This window comes from Streptomyces sp. PSU-S4-23 (assembly GCF_055632315.1).
Genome location: NZ_JBVMUU010000002.1, coordinates 4,103,279 through 4,126,322, shown reverse-complemented (window position 1 = coordinate 4,126,322; position 23,044 = coordinate 4,103,279). Strand labels below are relative to the sequence as shown.

General features: G+C 73.2%; 22 protein-coding genes. 15 read left to right on the top strand and 7 right to left on the bottom strand.

Annotation, left to right across the window (positions count from 1 at the left end; translation table 11 throughout):
- Positions 1–183: 183 nt before the first annotated feature.
- The gene (locus tag ACZ79I_RS18840) at positions 184–477 is read left to right on the top strand and encodes a hypothetical protein (RefSeq protein WP_471498681.1); all 294 of its coding nucleotides are present in this window, start codon (positions 184–186) and stop codon (positions 475–477) included.
- On the top strand, positions 474–809 hold the full coding sequence (locus ACZ79I_RS18835) for a hypothetical protein (RefSeq protein ID WP_471498680.1): 336 nt from the start codon (positions 474–476) through the stop codon (positions 807–809). The genes ACZ79I_RS18840 and ACZ79I_RS18835 overlap by 4 nt, the downstream gene beginning before the upstream one ends.
- A 134-nt stretch (positions 810–943) precedes the next feature.
- Here the strand turns inward: ACZ79I_RS18835 and ACZ79I_RS18830 are convergent, their stop codons facing one another.
- The gene (locus tag ACZ79I_RS18830) at positions 944–1,357 is read right to left on the bottom strand and encodes a pyridoxamine 5'-phosphate oxidase family protein (RefSeq protein WP_471498679.1); all 414 of its coding nucleotides are present in this window, start codon (positions 1,355–1,357) and stop codon (positions 944–946) included.
- Positions 1,358–1,497: 140 nt separating this feature from the next.
- Between ACZ79I_RS18830 and clpB the strand changes: the two genes are divergently transcribed.
- Positions 1,498–4,098, top strand: a complete 2,601-nt coding sequence (gene clpB, locus ACZ79I_RS18825; protein ID WP_471498678.1) for an ATP-dependent chaperone ClpB — start codon at positions 1,498–1,500, stop codon at positions 4,096–4,098.
- Between the two features lie 7 nt (positions 4,099–4,105).
- Here clpB and ACZ79I_RS18820 read toward each other — a convergent pair whose 3' ends face one another.
- Positions 4,106–4,540, bottom strand: coding sequence for a hypothetical protein (locus tag ACZ79I_RS18820; protein WP_471498677.1), 435 nt, complete (start codon positions 4,538–4,540; stop codon positions 4,106–4,108).
- A 142-nt stretch (positions 4,541–4,682) separates the two neighbouring features.
- Between ACZ79I_RS18820 and ACZ79I_RS18815 the strand changes: the two genes are divergently transcribed.
- A complete protein-coding gene (locus ACZ79I_RS18815) occupies positions 4,683–5,210 on the top strand; it encodes a YbjN domain-containing protein (protein WP_471498676.1) in 528 nt (175 codons plus the stop codon).
- Positions 5,211–5,234: 24 nt separating this feature from the next.
- Here ACZ79I_RS18815 and ACZ79I_RS18810 read toward each other — a convergent pair whose 3' ends face one another.
- Both ACZ79I_RS18810 and ACZ79I_RS18805 read right to left on the bottom strand, forming a co-directional pair.
- On the bottom strand, positions 5,235–6,437 hold the full coding sequence (locus tag ACZ79I_RS18810; protein ID WP_471498675.1) for a mannosyltransferase family protein: 1,203 nt from the start codon (positions 6,435–6,437) through the stop codon (positions 5,235–5,237).
- Positions 6,438–6,776: 339 nt separating this feature from the next.
- The gene (locus tag ACZ79I_RS18805) at positions 6,777–7,958 is read right to left on the bottom strand and encodes a pyridoxal phosphate-dependent aminotransferase (RefSeq protein WP_471498674.1); all 1,182 of its coding nucleotides are present in this window, start codon (positions 7,956–7,958) and stop codon (positions 6,777–6,779) included.
- 130 nt (positions 7,959–8,088) lie between these two features.
- Between ACZ79I_RS18805 and ACZ79I_RS18800 the strand changes: the two genes are divergently transcribed.
- From ACZ79I_RS18800 to fbaA, 7 genes are all read left to right on the top strand, one after another.
- Positions 8,089–8,421 carry a hypothetical protein gene (locus ACZ79I_RS18800; RefSeq protein ID WP_471498673.1) on the top strand — a complete coding sequence of 111 codons (333 nt, stop codon included), beginning with the start codon at positions 8,089–8,091 and terminating at the stop codon, positions 8,419–8,421.
- Positions 8,422–8,926: 505 nt separating this feature from the next.
- Positions 8,927–9,484 carry a DUF2617 family protein gene (locus tag ACZ79I_RS18795; protein WP_471498672.1) on the top strand — a complete coding sequence of 186 codons (558 nt, stop codon included), beginning with the start codon at positions 8,927–8,929 and terminating at the stop codon, positions 9,482–9,484.
- Positions 9,485–9,578: 94 nt separating this feature from the next.
- A complete protein-coding gene (locus ACZ79I_RS18790) occupies positions 9,579–11,231 on the top strand; it encodes a polyamine aminopropyltransferase (RefSeq protein WP_471498671.1) in 1,653 nt (550 codons plus the stop codon).
- 76 nt (positions 11,232–11,307) lie between these two features.
- Positions 11,308–12,156, top strand: a complete 849-nt coding sequence (locus tag ACZ79I_RS18785) for an SRPBCC family protein (RefSeq protein WP_471498670.1) — start codon at positions 11,308–11,310, stop codon at positions 12,154–12,156.
- Between the two features lie 551 nt (positions 12,157–12,707).
- Complete coding sequence (locus ACZ79I_RS18780; RefSeq protein ID WP_471498669.1) at positions 12,708–13,496, top strand: aldose epimerase family protein; 789 nt, start codon at positions 12,708–12,710, stop codon at positions 13,494–13,496.
- Between the two features lie 46 nt (positions 13,497–13,542).
- Positions 13,543–14,091 carry an orotate phosphoribosyltransferase gene (pyrE, locus tag ACZ79I_RS18775; protein WP_471498668.1) on the top strand — a complete coding sequence of 183 codons (549 nt, stop codon included), beginning with the start codon at positions 13,543–13,545 and terminating at the stop codon, positions 14,089–14,091.
- 167 nt (positions 14,092–14,258) lie between these two features.
- On the top strand, positions 14,259–15,290 hold the full coding sequence (gene fbaA / locus ACZ79I_RS18770) for a class II fructose-bisphosphate aldolase (RefSeq protein ID WP_471498667.1): 1,032 nt from the start codon (positions 14,259–14,261) through the stop codon (positions 15,288–15,290).
- A gap of 124 nt (positions 15,291–15,414) precedes the next feature.
- On the opposite strand, the gene ACZ79I_RS18765 is transcribed toward fbaA, so the two are convergent.
- Positions 15,415–15,834: a DUF3151 domain-containing protein gene (locus tag ACZ79I_RS18765; RefSeq protein ID WP_471498666.1), complete on the bottom strand. Its 420-nt coding sequence runs from the start codon at positions 15,832–15,834 to the stop codon at positions 15,415–15,417.
- A 223-nt stretch (positions 15,835–16,057) separates the two neighbouring features.
- Complete coding sequence (locus tag ACZ79I_RS18760) at positions 16,058–17,047, bottom strand: aldo/keto reductase (RefSeq protein ID WP_471498665.1); 990 nt, start codon at positions 17,045–17,047, stop codon at positions 16,058–16,060.
- Between the two features lie 347 nt (positions 17,048–17,394).
- Here ACZ79I_RS18760 and ACZ79I_RS18755 point away from each other — a divergent pair, with 347 nt between their 5' ends.
- Positions 17,395–18,252, top strand: coding sequence for a tryptophan 2,3-dioxygenase family protein (locus ACZ79I_RS18755; protein WP_471498664.1), 858 nt, complete (start codon positions 17,395–17,397; stop codon positions 18,250–18,252).
- Positions 18,245–19,456 carry a kynureninase gene (gene kynU, locus ACZ79I_RS18750; protein WP_471498663.1) on the top strand — a complete coding sequence of 404 codons (1,212 nt, stop codon included), beginning with the start codon at positions 18,245–18,247 and terminating at the stop codon, positions 19,454–19,456. The genes ACZ79I_RS18755 and kynU overlap by 8 nt, the downstream gene beginning before the upstream one ends.
- Positions 19,457–19,840: 384 nt before the next feature.
- On the opposite strand, the gene ACZ79I_RS18745 is transcribed toward kynU, so the two are convergent.
- Positions 19,841–20,509, bottom strand: a complete 669-nt coding sequence (locus tag ACZ79I_RS18745; RefSeq protein ID WP_471498662.1) for a TetR/AcrR family transcriptional regulator — start codon at positions 20,507–20,509, stop codon at positions 19,841–19,843.
- A gap of 258 nt (positions 20,510–20,767) precedes the next feature.
- Here ACZ79I_RS18745 and ACZ79I_RS18740 point away from each other — a divergent pair, with 258 nt between their 5' ends.
- Positions 20,768–21,730 carry an alpha/beta hydrolase gene (locus ACZ79I_RS18740; protein WP_471498661.1) on the top strand — a complete coding sequence of 321 codons (963 nt, stop codon included), beginning with the start codon at positions 20,768–20,770 and terminating at the stop codon, positions 21,728–21,730.
- Between the two features lie 237 nt (positions 21,731–21,967).
- Positions 21,968–22,972, top strand: a complete 1,005-nt coding sequence (locus ACZ79I_RS18735; RefSeq protein ID WP_471498660.1) for an alpha/beta hydrolase — start codon at positions 21,968–21,970, stop codon at positions 22,970–22,972.
- The last annotated feature ends 72 nt before the right edge of the window (positions 22,973–23,044 follow it).

The window sequence follows — 23,044 nt, the reverse complement described above, 5'->3', positions numbered from 1 at the left end:
TGGCATTGACGTGCCTGAATGAGCCATCGTCTTGTGCTGCGGGGGAGAGGATTCCATCAAGTGAGGACGAAGCCGACTATGCGACCGAGATTGCTTGGTTCAGTGCTTGCAGCCGTCTTCTCCGCCGCAGTGGTTCTCGGTGCTCAGAGCGGCTCGGTTCTTGATGCCGGGCAGACCCGATCGGTGGTCCAGTCGGACAGCGGCTGGAACGCCGTGGATGTGGCCGTGCCGGCGGACAGCGGCTGGACTGCCATACCGGCGGACAGCGGCTGGAACGCCATACCGGCAGACAGCGGCTGGAACGTCGTGCCGGCGGACAGCGGCTGGAACGTCGTGCCGGCGGACAGCGGCTGGAACGCCATACCGGCGGACAGCGGCTGGAACGCCGTGCCAGCGGACAGCGGCTGGAACGCCGTGCAGGTGGCCACCCCGGCGGACAGTGGCTGGAACGCTCTTCCCCTGGACGCAGACGTATGACGATTCCTCCCGACGACCGTTCCTTCCGGCGTGAAATGGCCACCGCCTACCGCTCCGGATGGCACTTCATCGACCTGGCCACCGCCGTCCCGCACAGCGGTGACTCGTTGATGGTGACCGTGTTCGGGGAGCCCGTCGTCGTCACCCGTGACGAGGACGAGGACGTGCGGGCGTACCGGCTTCTGCGGCGGCCTCGGGGGGCGCCGCAGCCCGTGCGGTGCGCCATTCGATACGGAATGATCTTTGTGAACCTGGACCGGCGCGACCACCAGCTGGCCGAGCCGGACAGTACGGAAGTAAGAACCATCTCAGCCACCCCCCGCAGTGCCTGACGCGATTCCCCCGTCGTAACAGATCGCTCAGGTGCTTCCCCCCGCAGCGGCGTCACCGTGACCTGAACACGGTGACGCCGCTGCAGTTTGCGGGGAGACCTCCCGGTATCGCCGGCATCCGAGGGTGGCTGGAATCAGCCGTGTCCCAGTGCCCGTGTGAGGGCGATCTCGATCACGACCCGTGACGGGTTGGGCCGCGGTGTCCGCCCGTAGCGCTCGGCGTAGCGCCGCTCCGCCTCCGCGACCCGCTCCGGATCCGCCGAGACCCGCGCGCGGCCCTCCAGCGTCGCCCACCGCCGCCCGTCCACCTGGCAGACCGCCACCCGCGCCCCCTCCGGCCCGGCGGCCGCCACATGCCCCACCTTCGCGCTCGCCTTGTCGGCGATCACCCGGGCCAGTCCTGCCCCGGGGTCGTAGGTCACGCCGACCGGTACGACGTGCGGGCTGCCGTCCGCGCGGAGGGTCGTCAGCGTGCACAGGTGCCGTTCCCGCCAGAACCTGAGGTACGGGGCGTCGGGCGAGCCCGGGTCTACGGAGTGCGTGGCCATGGCCCGGAACTTAGCCGTTCCCCCTCCCGTTCGACGCCTTGAGTGGAATAGACTCAACTTTGTTACGTTGCTCTAGTCAGAGTCGACGAGAACAAGGACGACAGCTGAGCGCGGGCCGACGCGAGAAGGAGAAGGCGAACGTGGACGCCGAGCTGACCAACAGGAGCCGGGACGCGATCAACGCGGCCACCCAGCGGGCCGTGTCCGAGGGGCACCCCGACCTCACCCCCGCCCACCTGCTCCTCGCGCTGCTCGAGGGGCAGGACAACGAGAACATCATCGACCTGCTGGCCGCCGTGGACGCCGACCAGGCGTCCGTGCGCGCCGGCGCCGAGCGCGTGCTCGCCGCTCTGCCCAGCGTGACCGGTTCGACCGTCGCGCCGCCCCAGCCCAACCGCGAACTGCTCGCCGTGATCGCCGACGCGAGCAAGCGTGCCAAGGACCTCGGCGACGAGTACCTGTCCACCGAGCACCTGCTCATCGGCATCGCCGCGAAGGGCGGCGCCGCCGGCGAGGTGCTCGCGCGGCAGGGGGCCGACGCCAAGAAGCTGCTGGACGCGTTCCAGAAGACCAGGGGAGGACGCCGGGTGACGACCCCGGACCCGGAGGGCCAGTACAAGGCGCTCGAGAAGTTCGGCACCGACTTCACCGCCGCCGCGCGGGAGGGCAGGCTCGACCCGGTGATCGGCCGGGACCACGAGATCCGCCGTGTGGTGCAGGTGCTGTCCCGCCGTACGAAGAACAACCCGGTCCTCATCGGCGAGCCGGGCGTCGGCAAGACCGCCGTCGTCGAGGGGCTCGCCCAGCGGATCGTGAAGGGCGACGTGCCCGAGTCCCTCAAGGACAAGCGGCTGGTCGCGCTCGACCTGGGCGCCATGGTCGCGGGCGCGAAGTACCGCGGTGAGTTCGAGGAGCGCCTGAAGACCGTCCTCGCCGAGATCAAGGAGTCGGACGGCCAGATCATCACGTTCATCGACGAGCTGCACACCGTCGTGGGCGCCGGGGCCGGCGGCGACTCCGCCATGGACGCCGGCAACATGCTCAAGCCGATGCTGGCGCGCGGTGAGCTGCGCATGGTCGGTGCCACCACCCTCGACGAGTACCGCGAGCGGATCGAGAAGGACGCGGCCCTGGAGCGGCGCTTCCAGCAGGTGCTGGTCGCCGAGCCCACCGTGGAGGACACCATCGCGATCCTGCGCGGGCTCAAGGGCCGCTACGAGGCCCACCACAAGGTGCAGATCGCGGACAGCGCGCTGGTGGCCGCGGCCACCCTCTCCGACCGCTACATCACCTCCCGCTTCCTGCCCGACAAGGCCATCGACCTGGTCGACGAGGCGGCCTCCCGGCTGCGCATGGAGATCGACTCGTCCCCGGTGGAGATCGACGAACTCCAGCGGGCCGTCGACCGGCTGCGCATGGAGGAGCTGGCGCTGAGCAAGGAGACCGACCAGGCGTCCAAGGAGCGCCTGGAGAAGCTGCGCCGCGACCTCGCCGACAAGGAGGAGGAGCTGCGCGGCCTCACCGCCCGCTGGGAGAAGGAGAAGCAGTCCCTCAACCGCGTCGGTGAGCTGAAGGAGCGGCTCGACGACCTGCGCGGCCAGGCCGAACGCGCCCAGCGCGACGGCGACTTCGACACCGCCTCCAAGCTGCTGTACGGCGAGATCCCGGGCCTGGAGAAGGAGTTGGAGGCCGCCTCCGAGGCGGAGGAGGAGGCATCGAGGGGCACGATGGTGAAGGACGAGGTCGGCTCCGACGACATCGCGGACGTCGTCGCCTCCTGGACCGGCATCCCCGCCGGACGCCTCCTGGAGGGCGAGACGCAGAAGCTGCTGCGGATGGAGGAGGAGATCGGCAAGCGGCTCATCGGGCAGGGCGAGGCCGTGCGCGCGGTGTCGGACGCCGTGCGGCGCAGCCGGGCGGGCATCGCCGACCCGGACCGCCCGACCGGCTCGTTCCTCTTCCTCGGCCCCACCGGTGTCGGCAAGACCGAACTGGCCAAGGCGCTCGCCGACTTCCTCTTCGACGACGAGCGGGCGATGGTCCGCATCGACATGTCGGAGTACAGCGAGAAGCACAGCGTCGCCCGGCTGGTCGGCGCCCCGCCCGGATACGTCGGCTACGAGGAGGGCGGCCAGCTCACCGAGGCGGTGCGGCGGCGCCCGTACAGCGTCGTGCTGCTCGACGAGGTGGAGAAGGCCCACCCGGAGGTCTTCGACATCCTGCTCCAGGTGCTGGACGACGGCCGCCTGACGGACGGTCAGGGCCGCACGGTCGACTTCCGCAACGCGATCCTGGTGCTGACCTCGAACCTGGGCAGCCAGTTCCTGGTGGACCCGATCACCAGCGAGGAGGAGAAGAAGGAGCAGGTCCTGGAGGTGGTCCGCGCCTCCTTCAAGCCGGAGTTCCTCAACCGGCTCGACGACCTGGTGGTCTTCTCGGCGCTGACGAAGGACGAGCTGAGCCGGATCGCCCGGCTCCAGATCGACCGCCTGGCCCAGCGCCTGGCCGAGCGGCGGCTGACCCTGGAGATCACGCCCGAGGCCCTGGCCTGGCTGGCCGACGAGGGCATGGACCCGGCGTACGGCGCCCGGCCGCTGCGCCGTCTGGTGCAGACCGCCATCGGCGACCGCCTCGCCAAGGAGATCCTGGCCGGGGAGGTCAAGGACGGAGACACGGTCCGCGTGGACAGGGCCGGCGACGGGCTGATCGTGGGCCCGGCGTCGTCCGGCAAGACCCTCTGACCGGGCGTCAGGCCGAGGAGACCTCCAGGGATACGAGGGCGGTGTCCCCGCCCTCGTACTCCACCCACAGCCACACCCGGTTGGCCTCGGGCGGCGCTTCGTTGCGGAGGTTCATGCACAGGTCGGCGCCGCACGGCGCCGACGGTCGCAGGCCCGGGTACGACTGCTTCAGCCAGTCGGCCACCCCGGCGCGTGACATCCGCCAGCTGCCGTCGTACGACCGGTGTGCCGAGTCGTACAGCGTGCAGTCCTCGTCGCTCATGCCCACGGGGTCCGCGGCGCGCGCGACGTGGATGACCTCGGCGCAGTCGACCTTCTCGGCCGAGCCGAACGCGTCCTCCCCGTGCCGCGCGTAGGCGTACACCACCCACCCCGCACCCGCCAGGCACACCGCCACGAAAGCCGCGCACAGCCACCACAGGCCCCAAAGGATCGCGCGCACCCTCATCCACCCCCTCGTCTCCCCCGGACGGCGGAGACCAGCCACATCCTGTCAGCCTCCGGCGGACACGACCCGTCCGGGCTTGCCACCCCCCGCCCCGCATGGGGGAGGATGGCGTAATCCGTACGAAGGGAAGAACACGGTGAGCATCGACCCGTCCTCGATTCCGAACTTCGGGGGCCAGCCCGAACCGCAGCCGCAAGGACCGGCGGGCCCCGTGGTTCCGGATCAGGACCTCGTGAAGCAGCTCCTCGACCAGATGGAGCTCAAGCACCTCGTCGACGAGGAGGGAGACCTCGTCGCGCCGTGGGAGCAGTTCCGTACGTACTTCATGTTCCGCGGTGAGGGCGACCAGCAGGTCTTCTCGGTGCGCACGTTCTACGACCGTCCGCACAAGATCGACGAGAAGCCGCAGCTGCTGGAGTCCATCGACGACTGGAACCGGCGCACCCTGTGGCCCAAGGTCTACAGCCACACGCACGACGACGGCACCGTCCGCCTCATCGGTGAGGCGCAGATGCTGATCGGCACCGGAGTGAGCCTGGAGCACTTCGTCTCGTCGACCGTCAGCTGGGTGCGGGCCGCCATCGAGTTCGACCGGTGGCTCGTCGAGCAGCTCGGCCTCGCGGAGGAGGTCGACGGCGACAAGCCCGAGGACGACGAGGAGTAGCCGCGGCCCCGGCAGCCGGCCCGGCTACAGGGGTGACCGGCCGAGTACCACCAGATACGCCCCGTAGACGAACGAGAGCCCGGCCAGGGCGCATGCCACCACGACGGCGTGCCAGGGCCGGGCTCTCGCCGTCCGCACCAGCGCCCGCGCCACCACGATGAGCAGCGGGAACGCCGGCAGCAGGAAGCGCGGCTTGGACTCGAAGAAACCGGAGCCGCCGAGCGTGATCACCAGCAGGGCTCCGCTGTAGACGACCAGCGGCAGCGGGGCGCGGTCCACCAGCAGCAGCGCGAAGAGCACGGTGCTGACCGCGACGATCACCAGCGCCATCGGGAACAGCAGCCGGGTGCCGTGCAGCAGCATGTGCCCGGCGAAGTGCAGCGCGCCCCGCCCGAAGTCGAAGCGCGAGCCCCACAGCCGCTGCACGGTGAAGTAGCCGCCGAGCGGATCACCCTTGCGGTGGCCCACCCACAGCACATAGCCGGCCCAGCCGAGCGGTGCGAGGGCCGCGCCCGTCCACAGCCTGTGGGTGACCGCGCGGCCGCGCGTCCGCCACACCTCGTGCCCGGCCGCGGCGAGCACCGCCGCGGCCACCGCGACGCCGTTGGGCCGGGTCAGGCCGGCGAGCGCCGCCAGGGTGCCCGCCCACACCCAGCGCCGGGTGAGGACCGCGTACAGCGACCAGGCGGCGAACGCCGTCAGCACGGGCTCGGTGTACGCCATCGACAGCACGACGGAGTGCGGGAGCAGGCCCCACAGTAGGACGAGCACGGTGGCGACGGCGGGGCCGTGCAGCCTCGCGCCGAGCAGGTGGATCCCGAACGCGGCGACCGCGGCGGCGGTCCACGACACCAGCAGTCCCGCGGCGACGCCGTCGAGCGGGGTGAGGGCGGTGAGGGCGCGGACCAGCCCCGGATAGAGCGGGAAGAACGCCAGGTCGCTCTGGACGCCGGTGCGGCCGAGGCGCGTGAGCCCGTAGCCGTGCGCGGCGATCCTCAGGTACCAGACCGAGTCCCAGGAGTGCCCGAGCAGCAGCAGGGGCGGCTTGTCCCAGGCCTGGGCGATGACGGCGAGGACGAGGCCGCCGCACAGACGGGCGGCGGCGAACAGACCGAGCGCGGCGGCGGCCGTCGTCGGCAGCCGCAGCCCGCGCCCTGCCGGACGGGCACGGTCGTGGTTCCCCGGCCGCTGGACGGGGGGAGCGGGGACGGTACTGGCGTGGGTCACACCGGAACGATGCGTCGCTCAGGACCGATCTGCGAGCATTGCGCGGCCGTGCGGGTACGAATCCGCGGCACCCGGCGCGCCGCCCGCGGACGGGACGGTGGTGCTGCTACCGGCCGGTGAGGCCCCGTCAGCCCGCCGGGTTCCTCGCAGGCGTCGCCAGCCCCACGGACGGCGCCATCCGCCCTCACTTCTGCTCCGGCATCCGCATCCGCATCCGCATCCGCATCCGATGCGAGCGCTCCCCCCGGGTGGAAGGACGGCGACGTCGGTCCCGCGGGGGGCGACGAGAGGCCACCCGTCCTCGGGCCCTCACCCCGGGCCTGGGCGCCTCTCGCCGGATCAGGACGCCAGGCGTCGCAGGCGGTCGGCGGCTTCCCGGAGGACGTCCTCCTTCTTGCAGAAGGTGAAGCGGACCTGGGTGCGGCCGGCGTCGGGGTCGTCGTAGAAGACGGAGTTGGGGATGGCGACGACGCCGCAGCGTTCGGGCAGCGCGCGGCAGAAGGCGTAGGCGTCCTTCTCGCCGAAGGGGGTGATGTCCGTGGTGATGAAGTACGTGCCCTGGGGCTGGTGGACCTCGAACCCGGCCGCGCGCAGGCCGTCGCCGAGCAGGTCACGCCTGCGGCGGAGGCCGGCGCGGAAGTCGTCGAAGTACGCGTCCGGCAGACGGAGGGCCTCGGCGATCGCGTACTGGAACGGGCCCGCGCTGACGTAGGTGAGGAACTGCTTGGCGGTGCGGACGGCGGCGACGAGCGGGCCGTTCGCGGTGACCCAGCCGACCTTCCAGCCGGTGAAGGAGAAGGTCTTGCCGGCGGAGGAGATGGAGACGGTGCGTTCACGCATGCCGGGCAGGGCCGCGATGGGGTGGTGCGCGCCTTCGTAGACGAGGTGCTCGTAGACCTCGTCGGTGACGACGAGCAGGTCGTGTTCGATGGCGAGCGCGGCGATGGCGCCCTGCTCCTCGGCGGTGAGGACCGTGCCGGTCGGGTTGTGCGGGGTGTTGAGGAGCAGGAGACGGGTCTGCGGGGTGATCTTGGCGCGTAGTTCGTCCAGGTCCGGGCGGAAGGACGGGGCGCGCAGGGTGAGGGGTACGCGCTTCGCGCCGGCCATGGCGATGCAGGCGGCGTAGGAGTCGTAGTAGGGCTCGAAGGCGATCACCTCGTCCCCGGGCTCCAGGAGGGCGAGCAGGGTCGCGGCGATCGCCTCGGTCGCCCCCGCCGTGACCAGGACCTCCGTGTCGGGGTCGAAGGCCAGGTCGTAGAAGCGGCGCTGGTGGTCGCTGATGGCCGTGCGCAGCTCGGGGACGCCCGGCCCCGGCGGGTACTGGTTGCCGCGGCCGTCGCGCAGTGCCCGGACGGCGGCCTCGCGGATCTCCTCGGGGCCGTCGGTGTCGGGGAAGCCCTGGCCCAGGTTGATGGACCCGGTGCTCACGGCGAGGGCGGACATCTCGGCGAAGATCGTCGTTCCGAACTCGGTGAGCCGGCGGTTGAGGAGGGGGCGCGCACTGGAGGTCATGGCCGCCATCCTGCGCCGAAGCTCTGGAGTTCCTCAACTCTGCTTTGACGGGTGTGACGCGGGGGCATCCCCCGTTCACGCACCGAGGAAGAGGGGCCCACGGGGGGCCGCATCGGGGGATTCGAAAGGGGGCGACGCCATGACCTTCGGCATCATCCTGGCGCTCGTCATTATCGCCGTCGTGACGCTCGTCGCGGTGGCCGGCCGTGGCTCCAGGACGGCGGCATCGCGGTCCCGGGGCCACGGGTCGCGGACGCGCACGCGGGGGATCGCGCGGTCCGGCGGCAGCGGCAGCGGCGGCGACGGCGGCGGCGGCAGCAGCTGGTGGGCGGGCGACGGCGGCGGTTCGTCGTCGGGCGGTCACCACTCGGGGGGGCACCACTCGGGCGGCCACCACTCCTGTGGTGGGGGCCACTCGTGCGGCGGGGGCCACTCGTCGTGCGGTGGGGGCGGATGCGGCGGAGGCAGCTGACACGGGGCAGCCGAGCTCCGCGGGGGAAACGCATCCGGGTGCGCTGAGTGCCCGCCGGGAAGTACGCCGGCGGGCATTCGGCCTGTGCGCCCCCTACCCGTCAGCCGTTCGGGAGCGAGTCACCCGATAGGGGGAGCGTGTAGGCGCACGCCAGGGCGCTGTGCGCCGGGCGCGCTCCCAAGGATCCGCCGCAATGGGGCGTACAGCGCCCATATCAACACTCCAGGCGCACAACATAGTTGAACAATTGCGCTGTTGAGCCCTCGGTGGGATGGAAACCCTACGAACTTGGGTAAAAACGCTGTGGGGGCGCCACAGTTCATGATTCCCTCTCAACCACCAACGCAGCCCCCCGGACGCCCTGCGGCCACCGACCCGCAGGCGTTCCGCCCGACCGGGCCGACCCGGACGTCGCGCCCGACCGGCTGAGCCGGCCGCACCCGCGGTGCCCGGCCGGGGCGCGCCGGAATCCCTCCCCACTTTTGCGTGCTAGCGGAGCCGATCCATGCTCACGACCCTGAACACCTCCTACACCGACACGCGTGCGGCCGACCTCGCCTGGACCCTGGGCCGCGAGCCGCTGCCGGCACTCGCCACACTCGATCTGGAACTTGCCGGCGCGCAGCTTCAGTTGAGACTCCTCGGCGCATCCCACCAGGTACTCCTGGAGGAGGAGCGGGGCAGCTGTTCGGAGACGGTGGCGTGCATCGCGGGCTCCAGCACCCCGCTGCCCCTGGGCGTCGCCAAGCGGGTGGGCGACTGGGAGTACGAGTTCGCGTCCCGGGTCGAGGTGCTGTCCCCCCGGTCCTTCGCGGGCCGCGCCCAGGAGCTGCTGGCCCTGGTCTCCGACCATCCCAACGGCCTGGCCGGCGTCTTCCCCGGCAGCCCGCACGCGTTCACGGCCCTGCTGGCCCAGCGCCACGAGGGCCAGGTCCACTGGCGCACATGGCACGCCTACCCACAGGACGGCCAGCTGGTGGCGACGCGGACACGGGTGGGCGTGCGGGCGCCGACGGCACGCTCCGACCGCCCCGAGGCGCGGCTGAACCCCTCCCGCGCATGAGGACGGGTACAGCCGTGCCGGACGCCCCACAACCTCGCAGGACCACACGTGTGGGTGACAAAGCGTCGTGCAAGCGTGACGTAGCGTTCCGACCGTGATCGAACCGCACGCGCCCGCTCCACCCGGCGCCCCGGCCTCCTGGGTCGAGGGCGGCCAGAGCCCGGCGCGGCTGCCCGTGCGTCCCGGCACCGGACGGTTCCTCGTCCTCGCCGGCGTGTTCGTCTGCGCCGCCTGCGGTCTGGTCTACGAACTCGAACTCGTCGCCCTCGCCTCGTACTTGATGGGCGACTCGGTCACCCAGGCATCCGTCGTGCTCTCCGTGATGGTCTTCGCGATGGGGGTCGGCTCGCTCGCCGCGAAGCGGCTGCGCTGCCGTGCCGCGGCCGGTTTCGGCACGGTCGAGACGGTGCTCGCGCTGATCGGCGGCTGCAGCGCGATGGCCCTGTACGCGGTCTTCGCCTGGACCGGCGACTGGGGCGGCCCCTGGTCGGCCGGGCCGCGCTGCCTGCTGGTCGCCTTCTCGCTGGCGATCGGCCTGCTCATCGGCGCCGAGGTGCCGCTGCTGATGGAGCTGATCCAGCGCATCCGCCGCCAGGACGCGGGCCGCGCGGTCGCCGACCTGTTCGCGGCGGACTACGTGGGCGCGCTGGTCGGCGGCCTCGCCTTCCCGTTCCTCCTGCTCCCCCTGCTGGGCCAGCTGACGGGCACCCTGCTCACCGGCGCGGTCAACGCGGTCGCGGGCGGCGCGCTGGTCCTCGGACTGTTCCGGCGCGACCTGAGCCGGCGCGGCCGCTGGCTGCTCCTCGTCGCCAACATCGTCGTACTGGGCCTGCTCGCCACGGCGGCCGCGCTGGTCGACGACTTCGAACGGGCGGCACGCCAGGCGGTGTACGGCGGGGACGTGCGGGTCGCGCTGCGCACCGGCGTCCAGGAGGTCGTCCTGACCGGCGGCACCCGCGGCCGTCCGCTCGCCCTCTTCCTCGACGGCCGGCTGCGGGTGAGCAGCCGCGACGAGCGCCTCTACCACGAGGCGCTGGTGCACCCCGCGATGAGCGGCGGACCGCACGCACGCGTGCTCGTCCTCGGCGGCGGCGACGGCCTCGCGGTGCGCGAGGTGCTGCGGCACCCGGGAGTGGAGCGGGTCGACGTGATCGAGCCGGACCCCGCGGTGACCGGGCTGGCCCTCCGCGACCCGGCCCTGTCCGCCCTGAACCGGCACGCCCTCGCCGACCCACGCGTCCGTGTGCGCACCGCGGACGTGTTCTGCGGGCTGAGGCACACGCGGCGGACGTACGACGTGGTGGTCGCGGACCTCCCCGACCCCGGCATCACCGCGAGCACCAAGCTGTACTCGCAGGAGTTCTACGGCCTCGCCCGCCGCGTCCTCGCGCCCGGGGGGCGCCTGGTGGTGCACGCGGGCCCGGTGACGTCCCGCCCATGGGTCTTCTGGACGGTCGAGGCGACGATACGGTCGGCGGACCTGCGCACGGTGCCCTACCGCGTCGGCGGGCGCGCCTCCGGCTTCGCGGCGGGCCCCGACCGCTCGCCGAACGGGTCCCGGGCCCCGCGCGACTGGGGCTTCGTCCTCGCCGCCCGTACCCCTCCGGCCCTGACCCTGGACCCGCGCGAGCCGCGGCTGAGCACGTTGACCCGGGCGTCCCTGCGGGCGGACGCGCGAGCCGCGTCCCGCACCCGGGTGCGGGGGCTGCCCCCGTCGACGCTGGTGCACCCGAGGTACGCCGACTGACCCGGCCGGTGGCCCGCCGTGCGAATACCGCGGAGGAAGGGTGCAGTTCGGGCCGTGCTGGGTAGGCTCGACCGACATGAAGCATGAGGTGTTCGTTCCGGTTCCCGCCGAGCGGCTCAGGGAGGCGCTGGCCGACCCCGCCCGGGTGGCCCGGGCGATCCCCGGGCTTCACCAGGACGCGGGCACGCGGCCCGTCGCCGGCCGCCTGAAGGTGCGCGTCGGCGGCCACACGATCACCTACCGCGGCACGCTGCGCGTCGCGGAACGGGGCGACGGCTCGTTCACCGCGCAGGGCGAGGCGTCGGAGGCCCGGGGGACGGGCACGGTGAAGCTGTCCCTGACCGTACGCGTGCTGGCGGCCGAGGGCGGCGCGACGGTCGTGTTCACGGGAAGGGCGACGGGCGGGGGCCGGATCGCGGAACTGCCCGAGGAGGCGGTTGCGGCGGCGGGGGCCCGGCTGCTGGGCCGGTTCGCGGAGAACCTGGGTGCGCCTGCGGAGACCGCGTCCGCCGCCGGGCCGGCGCCGAGCGGGACCCCCGCCGAGGAGCCTGCCGAAGAAGCCGCGGAGGCGCCGGCGGAACCGCCCGCGCAGGAGACCGAGGAGCCCTCGGCCTCCTCGGCCTCCTCGGTCTTCGACACCGAAGTCCCCCCGTCGTCCCTCGACCCCCTCGCCGACGAGGAGGGACCGGACGACTCCGATGAAGTCGACGACGGGGAAGAGCCTCCCGCCGAGGCGGCGCACGCCCGGCGCACGATGATCGGCCGCAGCGCCGAGGAGGTCGACCACGCACCGCCGCGCGGCCGCTACGCGCCCGTCCCCGCCCCCGAGTCCGCCTCCGCCACCCTCCGGTGGGCGGCCCCGGCGGCGGCCCTGCTCGTGGCGTCGGCGATCGTGGCGGGCCGACTGCTGCGCCGCCGCCGTTGACCACACGGAAGCCACCGCCGACGGGGAGCGGCTGCCCGCCGCCCGGCTGATGAGCCCTTGCCTCCGCCCGGCCGGGAGCCATCGCCGCGGGCCGCGCGGGATGTGCCGCACCCGGTCGATCGGGAGCCGCCGCTGCCGGCCGCGCGGAGCCCTCGCTGCCGTCCGGCCGGGAGCCATCGCTGCCGCCGGCCGTGCGGAGCCCTTGCGTTCGGTCGATCGGGAGCTGCTGCCGTCCGGCCGTGCGGAGCCTTCGCGTTCGGCCGATCGGGAGCTGCTGCCGTCCGGCCGTGCGGAGCCTTCGCGTTCGGTCGATCGGGAGCCGCCGCTGCCAGCCGCGGAGCCCTTGCCTCCGTCCGGCCGGGAGCCATCGCTGCCGCCAGCCGTGCGGAGCCCTTGCGTTCGGTCGATCGGGAGCTGCCGCTGCCGGCCGTGCGGAGTCCTCGCTGCCGTCCGGCCGGGAGCCATCGCCGCCTCCGGCCGGGAGCCTCGCCTCCGTCCGGCCGGGTCCGTGCCCTCTTGATCGGTCCGATCCGCCCAGTAGGGTCGGCGACGTGAGCAACGACGAGATCACGTTGGCCGCGGGGGACGCGGAAGTCGTGCTGGCGCCGGCGAACGGCGGGCGGGTACGGAGTCTGCGCGTCGGCGGCGCGGAACTGCTGCGCCAGGGTGAGCGGTTCGGATGCTTCCCCATGGCCCCCTGGTGCGGGCGGATGCGCGACGGCAGGTTCCGCGACGGCGCGACGGTCCACCGGATGCCCCTCAACTCCCCGCCGCACGCCATCCACGGCACCGTCCGCGACGGCGCCTGGCGCGTGGCCCGTGCCGCGCGGACCGAGGCCGTCCTCACCTACGACCTGGTCGCCCCCTGGCCCTACCCCGGCCGTGTCACCCAGCTCGCCGCGCTCACCGGGGACTCGCTCACGCTCACCATGTCCGTGGAGACGTACGACTCCTCGTTCCCGGCCCAGGCCGGCTGGCACCCCTGGTTCAACCGCACCCTGGACGGCGAGGACGTCCGCATCGGCTTCAGCCCCGCCTGGCAGGAGGAGCGCGGGGAGGACCACCTGCCCACGGGGAACCGCATCGAGCCCACGCCCGGCCCCTGGGACGACTGCTTCGGCATGCCCGGCGGCGTCGACGTCACCCTCACCTGGCCGGGGCGGCTGGAGCTGGCGGTCACCAGCCGCGAGGAGTGGGTGGTGGTGTACGACCAGCAGCCGGAGGCGGTGTGCGTGGAGCCGCAGACCGGGCCGCCGGACGGCCTGAACACCCTTCCGCGCCTGGTCACGCCGATCGAGCCGCTGGAGGCCACGACCACCTGGACGTGGCGCCGGCTGTGAGCCGCGGGGAGTCCCGGGGGCCTGTGGCGCCCTTAAGCTGACCGGTATGAGTGACGTACGCGGCGCCCTGCTGCAGCAGATCAAGGACAAGGCCGTGGTGCACGGCAAGGTGATCCTCTCCTCGGGCCTGGAGGCCGACTACTACGTCGACCTGCGCCGCATCACCCTCGACGGGCAGGCCGCCCCGCTGGTGGGCCAGGTGCTGCTGGACCTGACCGCCGACCTGGACTTCGACGCGGTCGGCGGGCTGACCATGGGCGCGGACCCGGTCGCGGCCGCCATGCTGCACGCGGCCGCCGCGCGCGGGAAGAGGCTCGACGCGTTCGTCGTCCGCAAGGCCGCGAAGGCGCACGGCCTGCAGCGGCGCGTGGAGGGACCGGAGATCAAGGGCCGCCGGGTCCTGGTCGTCGAGGACACCTCCACCACCGGCGGCTCCCCGCTCACCGCGGTGGAGGCGGTGCGCGAGGCGGGCGCCGAGGTGGTGGCGGTCGCGACGATCGTCGACCGGGCCACGGGCGCCGCCGAGAAGATCCAGGAGGGCGCCGGCGTCCCCTATCGCTTCGCCTATGCGAAGGACGAGCTCGGCCTCGACTGAGCGCCCTGCGGGGAAGGCCGTCCACAGGTCGGAACCGTGACCTGAGCATCGGGTCATGTCTGGAAAGATGGGGACGACGATGACGTCGCACCCCCCTAGGTCAGGGCCGTAAGCAGCAGTCCCGTTCGTACCGCAGTACGAGACCCGCACATACAAGGAGCGGACAGATGCCCATCGCAACCCCCGAGGTCTACAACGAGATGCTGGACCGGGCGAAGGCCGGCAAGTTCGCCTACCCGGCCATCAACGTGACCTCGTCCCAGACCCTGCACGCTGCCCTGCGCGGCTTCGCGGAGGCCGAGAGCGACGGCATCATCCAGATCTCGACGGGTGGCGCCGAGTTCCTGGGCGGCCAGCACAAGAAGGACATGGTCACGGGCGCCGTCGCCCTGGCCGAGTTCGCGCACATCGTCGCCGCGAAGTACGACATCACGGTCGCGCTGCACACGGACCACTGCCCGAAGGACAAGCTGGACGGCTATGTACGTCCGCTGCTCGCGGTCTCCGAGGAGCGCGTGGCCCGCGGAGAGAACCCGCTGTTCCAGTCCCACATGTGGGACGGCTCCGCGGAGACGCTCGCCGACAACCTGCGGATCGCGCAGGAGCTGCTGGCCCGCGCCGCCGCCGCGAAGATCGTCCTGGAGGTGGAGATCACCCCGACCGGCGGTGAGGAGGACGGCGTCTCCCACGAGATCAACGACTCCCTCTACACCACGGTCGACGACGCGATCCGCACGGCGGAGGCCCTGGGCCTGGGCGAGAAGGGCCGCTACCTGCTGGCCGCGTCGTTCGGCAACGTGCACGGTGTGTACAAGCCGGGCAACGTCGTCCTGCGCCCCGAGCTGCTGAAGGAGCTGAACGAGGGCGTCGCCGCCAAGTACGGCAGGCCGGCCGACAGCAAGCCGTTCGACTTCGTCTTCCACGGCGGCTCCGGCTCCAGCGAGCAGGAGATCCTGACCGCGCTGGAGAACGGCGTGGTCAAGATGAACATCGACACGGACACCCAGTACGCCTTCACGCGTCCCGTCGCCGACCACATGTTCAAGAACTACGACGGCGTCCTGAAGGTCGACGGCGAGGTCGGCTCCAAGAAGACCTACGACCCGCGCAGCTGGGGCAAGCTGGCGGAGGCGTCGATGGCCAAGCGGGTCGTCGAGGCGTGCGCCAACCTCCGGTCCACCGGCACCCGGATCAAGTAGCGGACCGTTCCGACGAGCCCGGCGACGCTGCTGCGGAGCCGGGCTCGCCGGCCCTCCGGGCCGGTGCGGCGGTACGGCGGTACGGCGGTGCCCTACGGCGTCACGGCCGTCTCCGCCGTGACGGCTACCGCTTCAGCTCGGTGTACGCCTCGGCGCTGCTGTCCTGAAGGAACTGCCAGCAGCGCTCCGTCTCGTCCTTCTCGTCGATCGCGCCGGCGGCGCGGGCGAGGGCGGCGAGGCAGCGCAGGAACCCCTGATTGGCCCGGTGGCTCCAAGGGACGGGTCCATGTCCCTTCCACCCGGCCCGGCGCAGCGCGTCCAGACCGCGGTGATAGCCGGTGCGCGCGTACGCGTACGACTCGACCACACGCCCCGCCTCGAAGGCGTCGTCGGCGAGCATCGCCCAGGCGAGCGAGAACGTGGGGTGCTTCGCGGCGACCTCGGCCGGGGGCCGGGACTCCTCGCTCAGCAGGCGGTACGCCTCTTCGTTCTCCGGCAGGTACGTCGGTTCCGGGCCGCCGAGCAGGTTCTTGTGCGTCGTCATGGAGGCAGTCTGTCACTTGCGGACGAGCGCCCGGGACGTCCACGCCTGCAAGGCGCAGCAGTCCGCGACCCGGCTCGCCAGCGATCCGGACCAGGCCCGCACGTCCGACACCGGCGGGTGTCCCCACGCCTGCACGCCTCGCACGGCGAAGTGCCGGGCAGGCCGCGCGCCTCGGGGCGAGGAGGCGCGCCGACGGCAACACGGCCGCCGCCTGCCCGCCCCGCTAGCGGTTGACGGTGCGCATCCCTGCCTCGTCATACCGCTCACCCGCCGCTTCGGGCAGCTCCGCGTCGATGCGGGCCAGGTCCTCCTGGGTCAGCGCGATGTCGACCGCGGCGGCGTTCTGTTCCAGGTACGTGCGGCGCTTGGTGCCCGGGATCGGCACCAGGTTCTCGCCCTGGGCCAGCACCCAGGCGATGGCCAGCTGGGCCGGGGTCACCTCCTTCTCGGCGGCGATCTCCTTCACCTTCGCCGCCAGCCGCAGGTTCGCTTCCAGGTTGGTGTCCTGGAACCGCGGGTTCTCGCGGCGCCAGTCGTTCGCGTCCAGCTCGTCCGGCGAGGCGAACCGCCCGGCGAGGAAGCCGCGGCCGAGCGGCGAGTACGGCACGAAGCCGATGCCCAGCTCCCGGCAGGCGGGCAGCACCTCGGCCTCCACATCCCGTGACCACAGCGAGTACTCGCTCTGCACCGCGGTGACCGGGTGCACGGCGTGGGCGCGCCGGATGGTCTCCGCGCTCGCCTCGCTCAGCCCGATGTACCGCACCTTGCCCTCGGCGACCAGCTCGCCCAGCGCGCCGACCGTCTCCTCGATGGGCACGTTCGGGTCGACCCGGTGCTGGTAGTACAGGTCGATGTGGTCCGTCCCCAGACGCTCCAGCGAGCCGTGGACCGAGCTGCGGACGTGCTCGGCCGAGCCGTCCTGCGGGCCGACCGTGCTCATGTCGCCGGGTACGGCGTCGTCCATCCGGTAGTTGAACTTCGTCGCGATCACGTACTCGTCGCGGTGCCCCCGGATCGCCTCGCCGACGAGCGACTCGTTGGTGAGCGGCCCGTACATCTGCGCGGTGTCGAGGAAGTCCACCCCGAGGTCGAGGGCACGCCGGATGGTCGCGATCCCCTCTTCCCGGTCGGCGGATCCGTAGAAGGCGGACATGCCCATGCACCCCAGGCCGATGGCCGACACCCGGAGGTCCCGCAGACTGCGCTTCTGCATGCTGTGTCCCAGCCCTTCCCTGCACTGTCGTTCGTCGTTCGGACGGCACGAAGCCCCTCATCCATCTAGCGGCGGACTCCACCGCTCGGCATCTCGTGCGGGGCATCGGGTGACACGGGCCTCGTGCGTCCCGGTGTCTTCGACGCTACGACCTGGAGCGCACTCCAGCGCAAGTCGACCGTTCGGGCTGACCCCGAGGAGCGCAGGTCGGCAGCTCATGGCCCGGCCCTTGCCCGGCGGGCCTTGCGGCGGCCGGGGCCATTGCGCAGGATGCCGGTGGGGACCGGGGCCCCCGTGCCGGCATCGGCAGGGGCGGACCGCTACCCGGGCACATACAGGAGACAGCGATGTCCCAACAGGCTCACCAGTCCCAGGAGACCCCGGAGACGCAGGAGCCCGAGACCCCGCATCTCGACTTCCAGGGCACGACACCGTACGAGGACTACGTCAGGGCGGACGTGCTCACCCACCTCCAGCACACCCTCTCCGACGACCCCGGAGAGATGGTCTTCCTGGTCACCACCCAGGTGATGGAGCTGTGGTTCACCGTGATCGTCCACGAGTGGGAGACGGCGGCCCGCGCGCTGCGCGAGGACCGGGTGCCGACGGCGATCGACGCGCTGAAGAGGTCCGTACGGGAGCTGGAGGCGCTGAACGCGTCCTGGCGGCCGCTCGCGCAGCTGACGCCCGCCCAGTTCAACTCCTACCGCTCCGCCCTCGGCGAGGGCTCCGGTTTCCAGTCGGCGATGTACCGCAGGATGGAGTTCCTGCTCGGCGAGAAGTCCGCGTCCATGCTGGTCCCGCACCGCGGCGCGCCGCGCGTCCACGCCGAACTGGAGAAGGCGCTGCACGAGCCCGGCCTCTACGACGAGGTGCTGCGGCTGCTCGCCCGGCGCGGGCACGCCGTCCCGGACGCCGTGCTGCGGCGCGACCCGTCCCTGCGCTACGAGCCGTCGGAGGAGGTGGAGGCGGTCTGGGCGGCCGTCTACTCCGGTGACGGGACACATGAACTCGCCCGCCTCGGTGAGGCGCTGACCGATGTGGCCGAGCTGGTGTGGCGCTGGCGCAACGACCATCTGATGGCCACCCGGCGGGCGATGGGTGCCAAGCAGGGCACGGGCGGCTCCGCCGGGGTGGCCTGGCTGGAGAAGCGGGCGCAGAAGAGCGTGTTCCCCGAGCTGTGGACGGCGCGCTCCCATGTCTGAACCGGCCGCGAAGGCGAAGGAACTGGACGCGTCCGACCGGCTGGCCGGGCTGCGCGCGAGGTTTGTGCTCGACGACGCGGTCTACCTGGACGGCAACTCGCTGGGCGCGCTGCCGGCGGCCGTGCCGGGCCGGATGGAGGACGTCGTCCGCAGGCAGTGGGGATCACTGCGGATCCGCTCCTGGGACGAGAGCGGCTGGTGGACGGCGCCGGAACGGATCGGCGACCGGATCGCCCCGCTGGTCGGGGCGGCGCCCGGGCAGATCGTGGTGGGCGATTCCACCAGCGTCAACGTCTTCAAGGCGCTGGTGGCGGCCGTGCGCATGGCCGGGGACGGCGGGGGCGGCGGGGGCGGCGGGGGCGGCCGGGACGAGATCCTGGTCGACGCCACGACGTTCCCTACGGACGGGTACATCGCCGCTTCGGCGGCCCGGATGACGGGCTGCACGCTGCGCCCGGTGGCCCCCGCGGAGGTCCCCGGGGCGCTCACCGGCCGCACGGCGGCGGTGCTGCTGAACCACGTCGACTACCGCACGGGCCGGCTGCACGACCTGCCCGGGCTGACGGCCGCGGTGCACGCGGCGGGTGCGGTGGCCGTCTGGGACCTGTGCCACAGCGCGGGCGCCCTGCCGGTCGGTCTGGACGAGCACGGGGTCGACCTGGCCGTCGGCTGCACGTACAAGTACCTCAACGGGGGCCCCGGCTCACCCGCGTACCTGTACGTGCGGCGGGAGCTGCAGGACCGCTTCGACTCCCCGCTGCCGGGCTGGAACTCCCATGCGGAGCCCTTCGGCATGCGTGCGGAGTACCAGGCGGCGGAGGGGGCGGTGCGCGGCCGTGTCGGCACCCCGGACATCCTGTCCATGCTCGCCCTGGAGGCGGCGCTGGAGGTGTGGGACGACGTGTCGGTCGACGCCGTGCGCGCCAAGTCCCTCGCGCTCACGGACTTCTTCCTGGAGTGCGTGGCGGCGTACGTCCCCGCGGGCACGGTCGAGTCGCTGACACCGGCGGCGCACGCCGAGCGCGGGAGCCAGGTGGCGTTGCGCTGCCCCGGCGCGGGCGATGTGATGAAACGGCTGATCGACAGTGGGGTGGTCGGCGACTTCCGGCCGCCGGACGTGCTGCGGTTCGGGTTCACGCCGCTGTACGTGGGCTTCGCGGACGTGGAACGGGCGGCGCGGATCCTGGCACGGATCCTGTCCTGACGGGCGCCTCCGCGGCGGCCGCAGCACGGACGGGAGAGCTTCCCGGCGACGGCGGGCGGGGCGGCCACACCGCCGGCTCCCGCCGCCGGGGAGCACTGCGGTCACGGCCGCCGCGGTGCGGGGGCGCCCCCGAAGACGGGCCCCCGGACCCGCCCCGCCCGGCCCGGCTTGGCGTGGTGCGGTCCGGCCTGGTCCGGTTCGGCTTGCCCGGTTCGAGTTGCCCGGTCCGTCTGGTCCGGTCTGGTCCGGTCCGGCTCGGTCCGGCTCGGTCTGGCTCGGCCGGGCCTGGTGCGGCACGGTGCGGCTCGGCCGGCCCGGCTGGTGCCGTCGTGCGCGCTGGGAGCCGACCGGCTGCGGCGGACCGCCGGGACACGGCTCCCGCGTTCACTCCGACGGCACGTACACCCCCGCCGCCGCGGCTGCCGCCGCCGCGCGGGCCGCGCGGTCCGCGTCGGCGGGGTCCGGTGCCGCTCCCGTGGTCAGCAACCCGTAGTACAGCGGCGCCGACACGGCCCGTACGACCGCCCCGGCGTCCGTCCCCTCGGGGAACTCCCCCCGTGCCACCGCCGCCGTCACACACGGCTCCCATTCGGCGACCCTGACCTCGTAGAAGCGGCGCAGCGCCGCCGCGGTGCGCGCGTCGCACACCCCGGCCGCGATCACCGCCCGGAACAGCGCCCCTTGCCGCTCGTCCGCCAGCGTCCGCCGTACCAGCTCCGCGTTGGCCCGCAGATCCCCGAGGGCGGACCCGGTGTCCACCCGCGGCAGCGACTGCTCGGCCATGTCGCGCAGGAGATCCGAGACCAGCGCGGTCACCGAACCCCACCGCCGGTACACGGTCGTCTTCCCGACGCCCGCCCGCCGCGCCACGTCCGCCAGATCCAGATGTGCGAACCCGTGTTCGGCCAGCACGTCCCCGGCCGCCCGCAGCACGGCGGTGCGGACCCGCGCGGTGCGCCCGCCGGGCCGTACGGTGCCGGGTTCGGGCGCCCCCGCGCCGGGGGACGCGGACGCCGCGGCCCCCGGCTCGGCCTCGGACTCGGCCTCCGACATGGAACCTCCTGGCGTGAAAGGCACCGTCGCCACAACGCCGAACACGACGCCGAACGACGAACGGACGCGCTGAGCTGACGGAACGCTTCCGCCGCACACCGTAACGGAACGGTGAATCCGTTTGCCCCTCACCGAGCGTGACAACCCCATGCCGGCGCACGTCACCCGCCTGATACCGTCCCCGCAAACGGCCGGTCCTGTTTCCGGCCACCGCGCCACCACGTACCCAAATCCGTTTTGCCGCTGAGAGGTTGGAGCATGCCGGACGACGCCGTCCCCCGCGATGCCGCAGAACCGGACGACGCGTCCGCCCGGGACGCCGCGGCCCGGGACGCCGCGGAAGAGGCGTCCGCCTTCTCGCACGCGCCGGTGGACCCCGACGCCACCGCCGCGTACGGCGACCACCCGGACCAGGTGATCGACTTCTACGCCCCTCGGGAGGCGGAACACGCGGCGACCGGGGCCACGGACCTCGCCCCCCTCGTCGTCGTCCTGCACGGCGGCGCGTGGCGGGCGCCGTACGACCGCACGCACATCACCCCGTTCGCCGACTTCCTGGCCCGCCGGGGCTTCGCCGTGGCCAACGTCGAGTACCGCCGGGGCGCGCTCCTCCCCGCCCAGGCCGGCCGCGAGGGCGGGAGCGGCGGCACGGGGCCGGTCGCGGGCCGCTGGCCGGATACGTTCGACGATGTCGCGGCCGCCCTCGACGCGCTCCCGGCGCTCGTGCGTGAGGCGCTCCCGCAGGCGGATCCGCGCCGTACCGTGATCACCGGTCACTCGGCGGGCGGCCACCTCGCGCTGTGGGCCGCGGCCCGCCACGTCCTCCCGGCGGACTCCCCGTGGCACATGGAGCGACCGGCCCCGCTGCGCGGCGTCGTGGCGCTCGCCCCGATCGCGGACTTCCACATCGCCCGCAAGCTGGAGGTGTGCGCCGGGGCCACCGTCCAGTTCCTGGGCGGTGAGGCCCTGTTCGCGGAGCGGCAGCCGTACGCGGACCCGGCTCTGCTGCTGCCCACCGGCATCGCCACGACCCTGGTGCAGGGGCGCACGGACATCGTGGTCCCGCAGGCCGTCGCCGAGTCGTACGCGGAGGCGGCGGCGAGGGCGGGCGAGGTCGTCGGCCTCACCCTTCTCGAGGACGTCGGCCACTTCCCCCTGATCGACCCGGCGGCGGACGCGTGCGCGGTGGTGGCGGAGGAGGTCGCGCAACTGGCGTGGTAGGCGCGCCGCGAGGCCGCCGCGGAAGCCGCCGCGCCGGTGACCCACCCGGCCTCCCGGTCACCCGGCCTCCCGGTCACCCGGCCACCCGGTCACCCGGCCACCCGGTCGCCCGGTCATACCCGTCATACCTGAGAGCTACCTCCGAGGTGAGTCCCCTGGCGTGACGCCGACGACGTGTGACGCTCCGTAGCGTCCTTTCCGGAACGGCCCGCACGAGGGCCGGAAGGGGAGGACGCCATGGGGGTACGGGGGAGGGGACCGGCCGCGGTCACGAGCGCGGACGGGAGGGGTGGGGGAGACCGGAGGGACGGGCGTCTCCGCCGCACCCTGCTCGCGGCGCTCGTCACGGCTGCCGTCGTCGTTCCCCTCTCGGCCGCCGCGCGCCCCGCGATCCCGGCGCCCGCACCGGCACCGCTCCCGCCGCTGTCGACGGCCACGCTCACCGGGACGTACGAGGCGAACCGCGCCGACGCCGCCGAGGCGTCCGCCATGGCGGCGGCCCACGGCGACCACGGGCGCGCCGCGGCGGACCGCGCCATGGCATCCCCGGCCCGCCGCCTCCTGGCCTACGACGGCAGGGGCACGGGCCGCGCCGTCGAGGTCTTCGGCGACCCGGCCACCGCGCGGCGCATCGCGATCCTGGTCCCCGGCTCGGACACCACGCTGGACACCTACGACCGTTTCCGCGCGGGCGCGCTCGCCCTGCACCGCGCCACGGGGGCCGGGACCGCCGTCGTCGCCTGGCTCGGCTACGACACCCCCCGCATGATCAGCACCGCCGCCCTCACGCCCACCCGGGCCGATCACGCCGCCCCGCTGCTGGCGCGGTTCGTACGCCGGCTGCGCGGCGCGTGGGGCGCGTCGCCACGTATCTCGCTGCTGTGCCACTCCTACGGCTCGGTGGTCTGCGCCCGGGCGGCCGCCGCCGTGGACGTCCAGGACATCGTGCTGTTCGGCAGCCCCGGCACCGGCGTGGACTCCGCCGCCGACCTGCACACCCGTGCCCGCGTCTGGGCGGCCCGCGGCGCCGGCGACCGGATCGGGGAGGTGCCCCACACCCGAGTGGACCTGTTCGGCGCGACCGTCGGCTTCGGCACGGACCCGGTGTCCCCGACCTACGGCGCCCGGGTCTTCGCCGCGGGCCGCGGCGGTCACAGCGACTACTTCCGGCCGGGCTCGGTCCCGCTGGCCAACCTGGCCCGGATCGTCCTCGGCGAGACGGCGGAGGTGACCCGTGCGTGACCTGACCCCGCGACGGCCGGCCAGGCCCGGGACGACCGCACGACCGCGCCCCCGGGCGACAGCCGACGGCCC

Bases quoted from the DNA above. Each gene is read 5' to 3' on its own strand.
- ACZ79I_RS18835 (WP_471498680.1), top strand. From the start codon at position 474: ATGACGATTCCTCCCGACGACCGTTCCTTCCGGCGTGAAATGGCCACC.
- ACZ79I_RS18830 (WP_471498679.1), bottom strand. From the start codon at position 1,357: ATGGCCACGCACTCCGTAGACCCGGGCTCGCCCGACGCCCCGTACCTC.
- ACZ79I_RS18805 (WP_471498674.1), bottom strand. From the start codon at position 7,958: ATGGCGGCCATGACCTCCAGTGCGCGCCCCCTCCTCAACCGCCGGCTC.
- ACZ79I_RS18800 (WP_471498673.1), top strand. From the start codon at position 8,089: ATGACCTTCGGCATCATCCTGGCGCTCGTCATTATCGCCGTCGTGACG.
- ACZ79I_RS18795 (WP_471498672.1), top strand. From the start codon at position 8,927: ATGCTCACGACCCTGAACACCTCCTACACCGACACGCGTGCGGCCGAC.
- ACZ79I_RS18785 (WP_471498670.1), top strand. From the start codon at position 11,308: ATGAAGCATGAGGTGTTCGTTCCGGTTCCCGCCGAGCGGCTCAGGGAG.
- pyrE (WP_471498668.1), top strand. From the start codon at position 13,543: ATGAGTGACGTACGCGGCGCCCTGCTGCAGCAGATCAAGGACAAGGCC.
- fbaA (WP_471498667.1), top strand. From the start codon at position 14,259: ATGCCCATCGCAACCCCCGAGGTCTACAACGAGATGCTGGACCGGGCG.
- ACZ79I_RS18765 (WP_471498666.1), bottom strand. From the start codon at position 15,834: ATGACGACGCACAAGAACCTGCTCGGCGGCCCGGAACCGACGTACCTG.
- ACZ79I_RS18760 (WP_471498665.1), bottom strand. From the start codon at position 17,047: ATGCAGAAGCGCAGTCTGCGGGACCTCCGGGTGTCGGCCATCGGCCTG.
- ACZ79I_RS18755 (WP_471498664.1), top strand. From the start codon at position 17,395: ATGTCCCAACAGGCTCACCAGTCCCAGGAGACCCCGGAGACGCAGGAG.
- kynU (WP_471498663.1), top strand. From the start codon at position 18,245: ATGTCTGAACCGGCCGCGAAGGCGAAGGAACTGGACGCGTCCGACCGG.
- ACZ79I_RS18745 (WP_471498662.1), bottom strand. From the start codon at position 20,509: ATGTCGGAGGCCGAGTCCGAGGCCGAGCCGGGGGCCGCGGCGTCCGCG.
- ACZ79I_RS18740 (WP_471498661.1), top strand. From the start codon at position 20,768: ATGCCGGACGACGCCGTCCCCCGCGATGCCGCAGAACCGGACGACGCG.
- ACZ79I_RS18735 (WP_471498660.1), top strand. From the start codon at position 21,968: ATGGGGGTACGGGGGAGGGGACCGGCCGCGGTCACGAGCGCGGACGGG.